This window comes from Lysobacter sp. MMG2 (assembly GCF_016735495.2).
Taxonomy (GTDB): domain Bacteria; phylum Pseudomonadota; class Gammaproteobacteria; order Xanthomonadales; family Xanthomonadaceae; genus Lysobacter_J.
Genome location: NZ_JAERQY020000001.1, coordinates 1731558 through 1740884, shown reverse-complemented (window position 1 = coordinate 1740884; position 9327 = coordinate 1731558). Strand labels below are relative to the sequence as shown.

Sequence of the window (9327 nt, the reverse complement as noted above, 5' to 3'; positions counted from 1 at the left end):
ATAGCCATCAAGGCCCAGCATCGAAGCGATGCAGCAGTCCGAGGCCGGATATACGTGCGCAGTCGACTCGGGCGCCGGATGCGGGAGGCTTGCAGCCAGAGGAGGAGTCCATATACGGACATTCGGGTGGCGGAAACGGGGCGCGCGGAGGTAATGTCCGCTTTCGACCAATAGCGGACATTCGGGATTTCCGCTAGGGATGCGATTCGGTGTGTAGCGGAGTGCCGTATGGATGAGGATCCGGTCATCGATCACTATTCGCCTCCAGCAACACCCATCTCGGCTGCAGAGAGCCGGTCTCTCGGGTTTAGGTACAGGTTCTGTATCGCCTCGGGGATCCTCGCCTTCCTTCTGCCCTTGGCCCTTCTGGTCTTGCCTAGATTCTCGGCGGGGGTTTCAACCCTTCTATTGCTTGCAGGTTGGGTGTCTCCGGCGGTTTGGGTGCTACTTCCCGAGCTCCGCACAGGATTGCGCAATGTATCGGCCGGCCGCATGGCGCTCGTCATGGTCGGGCTCCTTCCCGCCACGGCGCTTATGGCCCTCGTCGTGTTGGGAGTCGTCGACATGGCCCTCTGGCTTTTTGAGGTCGTGCGCTAGTGCGACGTGAGGATCACGCGGACGTGATAGCAACGTTGTCCGCGCCTTGCCGATAGCGGACATCAGGGGTGCAGGTGTCCGACCTCAGTGCTAACGTCCGCTTTCATCCTCAAACGGACGGACGAGGGGAAGTCGATCATGAAATGGCTACCTGGAATCTGGGGCCGTTGGGCGTGGCTGGTACTCGCGATCCTGCCGACGTTGATTGTTCTGGTAGTGCTCGCCCGTGCATGGGCATCGGACGATCTCGCTGTGATGGACAGGCCTTTCTGGTCCGTCGTTGTGCTGCAAATTGGCGCCATCGCTGTGTTCTCCTGGCATGCCATCGGCAACAAGCGCCTTCCGGAGGGTGACGCAGCGGAGTGGATAGTTCGATTCGTCGTCCTCATTCCGTTTGGCATGCTCGACTATTGGCGAACGTACCTGTGGCCCGTCGCACGCTGAAGGCGTGCACGTGCCGGATATCGGATGCCACTTAGCAGTCGATCGGGAGAAGATGAAGCGGGTAGCCAAATCGGAGAGGGCACATGATCGAACTTCCCGTACGAGATCCCTGCGACCTGTGTGAAGGCATGGCAGGTCGCGAAGAGCGATGGGCGATCATCGATGAAGGCGAACACACCTTGACGGTGATCAACCCATGGCAGTTCGAAGTGGGTCAATGCTGTGTCATCACGCGTCGGCACGTCGCGACGCTGCTCGATCTTTCCGATGAGGAGTGCGCGGCGGTAATGCTGTCGGCCAAACGAGTCGCGCAGGCGCTCGTCAAGGCATACAGGCCTCTGGGAGTACTCACGTTCCAGAACAACGGGGTTTTCAGTGGACAGGAAACACCGCACTTCCACTTCCATGTCGTGCCACGGCAGAAGGGCAGCGATTGGGGGATAGGTCCCCCTCAGCTGGCGACCTTCGATGGCGCCGGACGCGAGAGGGGCACCTCACACGATCCAGGCGGGGATGCGCAGCGTCGAGAGCGTGTCCAGGTGTCTGCCCGGCAACTTGCTGAAACCGCAGCCCTGATTCGTTCGAATCTGCCGGAATAATCGGGGTATTGCGGCGTTCCGACTCTGGTGTCGGGCGACGGCAGGAGGCGCCCCCGAGGCCTGGTCGGGGCGCCTCGATGCGAACTCAGCGCGAACCGCTGCCGTGCGCCTCGTCGCCGTGCAGTGTCATCAGCGACTGCATCAGCTGCTCGTCGCTGCTGGAGCACACGCCGAGCAGGACGACCTCGTCGCAGCCTTCGGCGGCGACGTAGGCGTGGCCCATGTTGGAGTCGATGTACACCGACTCGCCGGCTTCCAGCACGATCGGGTCGTAGAACTCGGTGTGCACTTCGGCGCGGCCTTCGAGCACGTAGATGTATTCCTCGCCCGAGTGGCGGACCAGGTCACCGAACTCTTGGATGCTCTTGGCGCGCACGCGTGTGACCACCGGGATCATGCGCTTGCGGCGCAGCTCCGGACACAGATAGAAGTAGTCGTAATTGGGCGTGTTGACGCGGATGGCGTCGTCGATGCGGCCGATGCTGCGACGTGCGGTGACGGCGGACTCGGAGGCATCGTCGGTTTCGGCGAACAGCTCCGACATGCGCATGTTCAGCCGCTGGCTGAGCTGCAGCAGCTTGTCGTAGGTCAGTGTCAGCCGGTCGTGCTCGATCTTGGACAGCGTCGACAGCGGGATGCCGCACTTCTCGCTCATTTCCTTGAGCGTCCAGCCGTTGCGCGAGCGCAGTGCGCGCAGCAGGCCGCCAATCGTGGGGTGTTGCGAACTCATCGTGGTCAGGCTCCTGCCAGTGCGCCGGGTGCGCCTGACGGCGGGTCCGGGTCTGGCGGTGATGATCTCGCCTTTTCTCCAGATTGACCAGAATGGGTTGACAATTCTCTGATTGGGATCATTCTTGCCTGAAGAGGCCTGATCCGGCCTGAGTGCGCCTGATCCGTCGAAACCGCGGCGGATTCGCCCTTCGGACATGAACTGGGGAGTACGTGTCGATGCGTCTGACCGCTGTCTCGTGCTTGATCGCGATGTCCCTGGCGTTGCCGGGGCTGGCCACTGCCCGGCAAGGGCAGGACATCAAGCCGCCTGCGCCGGTGCCCGACGCACCCGCCGCGACCCTGCCCGGAGCCGATGCCGCGGCCACCGGCGTGCCCGCGCCCGGCGTGGCCTCGCTCACCCGGGCCGATGCCGAAGCCTGGCTGGACGGCTTCATGCCCTACGCGCTCAAGCGCGGCGACATCGCCGGCTCGGTCGTGGTGATCGTCAAGGACGGCCAGATCCTGCTGCAGAAGGGCTACGGCTATGCCGACCTGGCCTCGCGCAAGCCGGTGGACCCGGAGACGACGCTGTTCCGCCCCGGCTCGGTGTCCAAGCTGCTGACCTGGACCGCGGTGATGCAGCTGGTCGAGCAGGGCAAGCTCGACCTCGACAAGGACATCAACGAATACCTGGACTTCAAGGTTCCCGCGCGCGACGGCAAGCCCGTCACGCTGCGCCAGGCCATGACCCACACCACGGGCATGGAGGAAACCGCCCGCGCGCTGATCGCCAACGACGAGAAGGGTCAGCTCTCGCTGGAGACCTACCTCAAGCACTGGGTGCCCACGCGCATCTACGACCCGGGCGTGACGCCGTCGTACTCCAACTACGCCACCGCATTGGCCGGCTACGTCGTGCAGCGCGTGTCGGGCATGTCCTTCGACGACTACATCGACCAGCACATCTTCAAGCCGCTGGGGATGCAGCATTCCAGCTTCCGCCAGCCGCTGCCCAAGGCGTTGCAGCCGCTGATGTCCAGCGGCTACTCCAAGGCATCCGACGGCAAGGCCAAGTCGTACGAGATCGTCAATCCGGCGCCCGCGGGCAGCCTGGCGGCGACGGGCGCGGACATGGGCAAGTTCATGATCGCGCACCTCAACAACGGCGCGTACGGTGACGCCCGCATCCTGTCGGAAGCCACCGCGCGGCAGATGCACGACACCACGCTGACGATCCTGCCGCCGCTCAACCGCATGGCGCTGGGCTTCTACGAGGCCAACATCAACGGCCACCGCTCCGTCGCCCACGCCGGTGACACGCAGTGGTTCCACAGCGACTTGCACCTGTTCCCCGACGACAACGTCGGTCTCTACATCTCGATGAATTCCACCGGCAAGGAAGGCGCGGCCGGCGTGGTGCGCACGGCGCTGTTCCAGGCCTTCGCCGATCGTTACCTGCCGGGCCCGCTTGCCGAAGGCAAGGTCGACGAGGCCACCGCCAAGCAGCATGCGGCGCAGATCGCCGGCCGTTACGAGAACAGCCGCCGTTCCGACGATGGCTTCGTCGCGCTGGCTTACCTGCTGGGCCAGACGACGGTCGCGGCGAACGAAGACGGCACGATCACCGTGCCCGACCTGCTCGGCGCCAACGGTGCGCCGAAGAAGTGGCGCGAAGTCGCGCCGTACGTGTGGCGCGACGTCGACGGTCCCGACCGCATCGCCGCGCAGGTAGTCGACGGCAAGGTGGTGCGCTTCAGCACCGATCCGATCTCGCCCTTCATGGTCTTCGACCGCACGCCCTGGTACCGCTCCGGCGGCGTGTTCCTGCCGATCCTCGTGGTGGGCTTCGGCGCGCTGCTGCTGACGGTGCTCGCCTGGCCGGTCTCGGCCCTGGTGCGCCGCCATTACAAGGTGCGCTACGCGCTGACCGGAAGCGATGCCACCTGGCACAAGCGCATCCGCATCGCCTCGCTGGTCGTGCTGTTGTCGCTGGGTGCCGCGGTGGGCCTGGCGGTGTGGATGCTGAGCAGCCTGGACATGCTCTCGCCGAGCAGCGACAAGTGGGTGCACACGCTGCGCCTGCTCAACCTGGTCGTGCTGCCGCTGGGCGCGCTGGTCGGGCTGGGCAATGCCTGGCATGTGCTGCGCAGTGGGCGCCGCTGGCCGGCGAAGCTGTGGAGCGTCGTGCTCGCGCTGTCGATGCTGGGGCTGCTGTGGTTCGGCATCGCCCAGAACATCCTCGGCTACAGCGCCAACTACTGACGGCAACGGGGCAATGACCGTGGCGACTTCCGTCAGTGTCGACATCCGCAACGAACTGCTGCGCCTGGCCAAGCCGTTCCGCATCTCCGGCCACGTGTTCCGCGATTCACCGGTGACCGTGGTGACGCTTCGCCACGGTGCCCACGCGGGCCGCGGCGAAGCGGCCGGCGTCTATTACCTGCGCGACGAACCCAGCGACATGCTGGCGACGCTGGAATCGCATCGCGACGCCATCGAAGCCGGATTGAGTCGCGACGAACTGCGCGCGCTGCTGCCCGTCGGCGGCGCCCGCAACGCACTGGACTGCGCGCTGTGGGAGCTGGAAGCCGCTCTGGCCGGCGTGCCGGTATGGAAGCTGGCGGGACTGGAGTCGGTGCGGCCGCTGCTCACCACCTACACGCTCGGCGCGGACGATCCGCAGGTGATGGGCGACGGGGCGGTGGCCTATTCGCACGCCCGCGCGATCAAGATGAAGCTGACCGGCGAAGTCGACCTCGACATCGCGCGCGTCCGTGCCGTGCGCGCCGCGCGTCCGGAGGTGTGGCTGGGCGTGGATGCGAACCAGGGCTACGTCGCCGATACGCTCGAACGTCTCGTTCCCGCGCTGGTCGACGCGGACGTCTCGCTGCTCGAACAGCCATGCAGGCGCGGCGATGAAGCGATCCTCGACGGCCTGGACTGTCCGGTGGAGATCGCCGCCGACGAAAGCGTGCAGGGGCTGGACGAGATCGAACCGCTTCTGGGCCGCTTCGACGTGGTCAACATCAAGCTGGACAAGTGCGGCGGGCTCACCGAAGGCCTGCTCATGGCGCAGCGTGCGCGTGCGCTCGGCCTGCAGGTGATGGTCGGCAACATGATCGGCACGAGCTGGGCGATGGCCGCCGGCTTCGTGCTCGGACAGCACTGCGACATCGTCGATCTCGACGGCGCGCTGTTCCTCGCGCAGGACCGCACGCCGCACGTGGTCTACGCCGACGGCCAGGTCGACTGCCCCGCCAACGTCTGGGGTGGTGCCTGAGCATGTCCACGACCGCCGGCAGCCGGGATCTCTTCGGCCAGCCGCGTGGCCTGACGGTGCTGTTCCTGACGCAGATGTGGGAGATCTTCTCCTACTACGGCATGCGTTCGCTGCTGGTCTATTACATGACCAAGCAGCTGTTGCTCGAACAGCAGCATGCGTCGCTGGTGTACGGCGCATACACCGCGACCGTCTACTTCACGCCGATCATCGGCGGCGTCATTTCCGATCGCTGGCTCGGCCGCCGACGCGCCGTGATCATCGGCGCCTCGATCATGGCGCTGGGCCATTTCCTGATGGCCTCCGAAAGCCTGTTCTACGTCGCGCTGGCCGCGATCGCGCTGGGCAACGGCCTGTTCCTGCCGAGCCTGCCGAGCCAGATCGACGGCCTGTACGCCAAGGACGATCCGCGCCGCGGCTCGGCCTACAACGTCTACTACGTCGGCATCAACGTCGGCGGCCTGCTGGCGCCGCTGGTGTGCGGCACGTTGGGCGAGGTGTACGGCTGGCACTACGGCTTCGGTGCCGCCGGTCTGGGCATGCTCGCCGGATTGCTGATCTACGTCTTCGGCGCACGCCACCTGCCCGAAGACACATCGCGCCTGCACGCGTCCCTCGCACCGGCACGCGAGGCGGCCGTATTGCAGCGGCACGAACTGTGGCAGCGCGTGCGCGTGCTGGCCGCGATCGCGCTGACGGTGATGCTGTTCCGCGGCGCGTACGAGCAGCTCGGCAACACGATCGCACTGTGGGCCGACACGGGCGTGGACCGCATGCTCGGCGGCTTCACGATCCCGATGACGTGGTTCCAGTCGCTCAATCCGTTGCTGGTGATCGTGCTGACGCCGCTGTTCGTCGCGCACTGGACGCGGCAGGCGCGCCACGGCCGCGAACCCACGCCGGCCCGCAAGATGGCGATGGGCGCGGCGGGTGTCGCGTGCGCTTACCTGATGTTGGCCGCCGTCAGCGCGGCCACGCCCGCGGGGCAGGCGAGCTGGGTGTGGCTGGCGCTGTTCTTCCTCGTGCTCACGTCCGGCGAGTTGTTCATCCTGCCGGTCGGCCTGGGCCTGTTCGCGCGGCTTGCGCCGGCGGGACACGGGGCCACGACGATCGCCGCGTGGTTCTTCGCCACCTTCGGCGGCAGCCTGCTGGCCGGCGTGCTCGGCACCACGTGGAGCGCGCTCGGACCTTCCTCCTTCTTCGTACTCATGGGCGCGGTCGGTGTATCCGCCGCCGCGCTGCTGTGGTTGCTCGATCGACCCACCCGCCGGGTGGACGCGGTCGCGCAGTCGCCCGTCATTGCCACCGGCCCGACGGCCCTTCCGTCGGCATCCAGTCCACCAGGGGAACGACATGCTTCACGTTGACGCAATCAGCAAGCAGCGGGGTGCCACGCGCGTGATGTCCGGTCCGATGCGCCGCAGTCCGCTGGCGGTGGTCGTCGCCGCCACGCTGGCGATGGCGGTCGCCGCACCGGCGCTCGCCCAGCAGGCCGCGACGGACCTGGACAAGGTCGTCGTCACCGCCAACAAGCGCTCGGAGAACATCCGCGAGGTGCCTTCGTCGATCAGCGTGATCACCGCCGAGGCCATCGAGAACCAGCACGCCACCCAGCTGAGCGACTTCCAGGCGACCGTGCCCGGCCTGTACATCAGCAGCAACGGCTCGCCGGGCCAGACCCAGGTGTCGCTGCGCGGCGTTTCGCCGCTGTCGTCCAGCGCCACGGTCGGCACCTACCTGGACGAAACGCCGCTGGGCTCCAGCGGCATCTACCAGGCCGCCAACTTCTTCGCCCTCGACCTGCTGCCCTACGACATCAACCGCATCGAAGTGCTGCGCGGCCCGCAGGGCACGCTCTACGGCGCCAGCGCGATGGGCGGCCTGGTGAAGTACGTGTCCACGCCGCCGGACACGGAGAACCGCGAGTTCCGCATCGGCGGCGGTCTGTCGAGCGTGAAGGACTCCGACGACCTGGGCTGGAACGCGCGCTTCGGCGCGAACCTGCCGCTGGCCGACAACCGCCTGGGCCTGCGCATCAGCTACGCGCGCAACGACCTGCCGGGCTACATCGACAACGTCGTCAACGGCGAAGAGGACATCAACTCCGGCGAGCAGACCAGCGCCCGCGCCGCGCTGCGCTGGCAGGGCGAGTCGGCCACGCTCGACCTCACCGCGATGCGCCAGACCATCGACAGCGACAACAACGGCCAGGTCGCGCTGGACCCCGAAGGCCAGCGGCCGCTGTTCGGCGATCTGAAGAACAGCATCTTCGTCGACGAGCCGTTCTACAAGGACGTCGACTACTACTCCGCCACGGTGAACTGGAACCTGGGCTGGGCCGACTTCGTCTCCGCCACCGGCTACTCCGAATCGCGCAGCGTCCAGCGCCAGGACGCCACGGTCCAGTACGGCGGCGTCGCCGACCTGCTGCTGGGCCTGCCGGAGCCGGGCAGCTCGTACTTCGACATCGGCCTGGACCTGGACAAGTTCACGCAGGAATTTCGCCTGGTCTCCAAGGAAAACGGTCCGTTCGAGTGGATGGCCGGCGTGTTCTACACCAAGGAAGACGCATTCCAGAGCCAGACGGTGAAGTTGAACCAGCTCGACGGCTCGCCGTTGCCGGCGCCGTTCGATGAGATCGCGGGCACGCTCGCCGTGCTCGAAATCCCGAGCACCTACGAGGAAACCGCGTTCTTCGCCAACGGTGCCTACCGCTTCACGGACGCCTTCAAGATCAGCGCCGGCGTGCGCTGGGCGCGCAACGAACAGGATTTCTCGCAGAACGTCACCGAGGGCATCCTGATCCCGCTGGGCAATACGCCCAACAGTTCGTCGGAAGACGTGTTCACCTGGAGCCTGAGCCCGCAGTTGCAGCTCAGCGAAGAGGCGATGGTCTACGCGCGCGTCGCCACCGGCTACCAGCCGGGCGGCCCGAACGTGCTGGTGGAGGGGCTTCCGTCGCAGGTCGATTCCTCGACGCTGACCAACTACGAACTCGGCCTGAAATCGCTGTGGGCCGACAACCGCCTGCAGTTCGACCTGACCGGTTTCCACATCGCGTGGGATGACATCCAGGTCGCCTCGGTGGTGAACGGCATCTCCGGCCTGGTCAACGCCGGCGAGGCCAGCAGCACCGGCGTGGAAGTGGCGCTGCTGTTCCACGCCACCGACCACTTCGACCTCGGCCTCAACGGTGCCTACACCGACGCCAAGCTCGATGAGGACTACCCGCTGATCGCTGTTCCGTCGCCGCCGTACGAGGTGCAGATCACCAGCGGCGCGAAGGGCGACGTGCTGCCCTATGTGCCGGAGTGGTCGTGGAATGCCACCGCCGACTACTACTGGACGCTGTCCGGCGGTTGGACGGCGCGCATCGGCGCCGCGCTGCGCTACGTCGGCGAACGCCGCGCCGGCACGACTTCGCGCCAGGACGTCGTGGTCGCGGCCACCGGTGCCGTGCTGCAAAGCGAGGTCACGCCGCCGCTGGAACTGGGCCACTACACCGCCTTCGACCTCAACGCGTCCGTCGCCAACGATCACTGGACGTTCCGCGCCTACGTGAAGAACGCCAGCGACGAGCGCGGCTACCAGACCATGGGCGACGTCACCAGCGAACTCACCGACGTGACCGCGAAGTTGAACGCCGCGCCGATACAGCCGCGCACCATCGGCGTCGAGGTCGACTACCGGTTCTGA

General features: G+C 66.3%; 8 protein-coding genes. 7 read left to right on the top strand and 1 reads right to left on the bottom strand.

Features of this window, described 5'->3' with window-relative positions:
- The first annotated feature begins 228 nt into the window (after window positions 1-228).
- The 3 genes from JI752_RS07940 (at window position 229) to JI752_RS07930 (ending at window position 1640) form a co-directional block, all read left to right on the top strand.
- Window positions 229-597 carry a hypothetical protein gene (locus JI752_RS07940; protein WP_216961662.1) on the top strand — a complete coding sequence of 123 codons (369 nt, stop codon included), beginning with the start codon at window positions 229-231 and terminating at the stop codon, window positions 595-597.
- 138 nt (window positions 598-735) lie between these two features.
- Entirely contained in the window at window positions 736-1041 is a 306-nt protein-coding gene (locus JI752_RS07935; protein WP_216961659.1) for a hypothetical protein, read from the top strand.
- An 83-nt stretch (window positions 1042-1124) separates the two neighbouring features.
- Window positions 1125-1640: an HIT family protein gene (locus tag JI752_RS07930; RefSeq protein WP_216961656.1), complete on the top strand. Its 516-nt coding sequence runs from the start codon at window positions 1125-1127 to the stop codon at window positions 1638-1640.
- 85 nt (window positions 1641-1725) lie between these two features.
- On the opposite strand, the gene JI752_RS07925 is transcribed toward JI752_RS07930, so the two are convergent.
- The gene (locus tag JI752_RS07925; RefSeq protein WP_216961653.1) at window positions 1726-2370 is read right to left on the bottom strand and encodes an XRE family transcriptional regulator; all 645 of its coding nucleotides are present in this window, start codon (window positions 2368-2370) and stop codon (window positions 1726-1728) included.
- Between the two features lie 218 nt (window positions 2371-2588).
- Between JI752_RS07925 and JI752_RS07920 the strand changes: the two genes are divergently transcribed.
- Genes JI752_RS07920 through JI752_RS07905 form a run of 4 tightly spaced genes read left to right on the top strand, consistent with a single transcriptional unit; the run spans window position 2589 to window position 9327 of the window.
- The gene (locus JI752_RS07920) at window positions 2589-4613 is read left to right on the top strand and encodes a serine hydrolase domain-containing protein (RefSeq protein WP_216961651.1); all 2025 of its coding nucleotides are present in this window, start codon (window positions 2589-2591) and stop codon (window positions 4611-4613) included.
- A gap of 19 nt (window positions 4614-4632) precedes the next feature.
- Window positions 4633-5631: a dipeptide epimerase gene (locus tag JI752_RS07915; protein WP_345777330.1), complete on the top strand. Its 999-nt coding sequence runs from the start codon at window positions 4633-4635 to the stop codon at window positions 5629-5631.
- A gap of 2 nt (window positions 5632-5633) precedes the next feature.
- On the top strand, window positions 5634-6998 hold the full coding sequence (locus JI752_RS07910; RefSeq protein WP_216961645.1) for a peptide MFS transporter: 1365 nt from the start codon (window positions 5634-5636) through the stop codon (window positions 6996-6998).
- Window positions 6985-9327: a TonB-dependent receptor gene (locus tag JI752_RS07905; protein WP_216961643.1), complete on the top strand. Its 2343-nt coding sequence runs from the start codon at window positions 6985-6987 to the stop codon at window positions 9325-9327. The genes JI752_RS07910 and JI752_RS07905 overlap by 14 nt, the downstream gene beginning before the upstream one ends.

What these genes read in the sequence shown, in the direction of transcription:
- JI752_RS07940 (WP_216961662.1), top strand. Translation starts at nt 229, where the DNA reads ATGGATGAGGATCCGGTCATCGATCACTATTCGCCTCCAGCAACACCC.
- JI752_RS07935 (WP_216961659.1), top strand. Translation starts at nt 736, where the DNA reads ATGAAATGGCTACCTGGAATCTGGGGCCGTTGGGCGTGGCTGGTACTC.
- JI752_RS07930 (WP_216961656.1), top strand. Translation starts at nt 1,125, where the DNA reads ATGATCGAACTTCCCGTACGAGATCCCTGCGACCTGTGTGAAGGCATG.
- JI752_RS07925 (WP_216961653.1), bottom strand. Translation starts at nt 2,370, where the DNA reads ATGAGTTCGCAACACCCCACGATTGGCGGCCTGCTGCGCGCACTGCGC.
- JI752_RS07920 (WP_216961651.1), top strand. Translation starts at nt 2,589, where the DNA reads ATGCGTCTGACCGCTGTCTCGTGCTTGATCGCGATGTCCCTGGCGTTG.
- JI752_RS07910 (WP_216961645.1), top strand. Translation starts at nt 5,634, where the DNA reads ATGTCCACGACCGCCGGCAGCCGGGATCTCTTCGGCCAGCCGCGTGGC.
- JI752_RS07905 (WP_216961643.1), top strand. Translation starts at nt 6,985, where the DNA reads ATGCTTCACGTTGACGCAATCAGCAAGCAGCGGGGTGCCACGCGCGTG.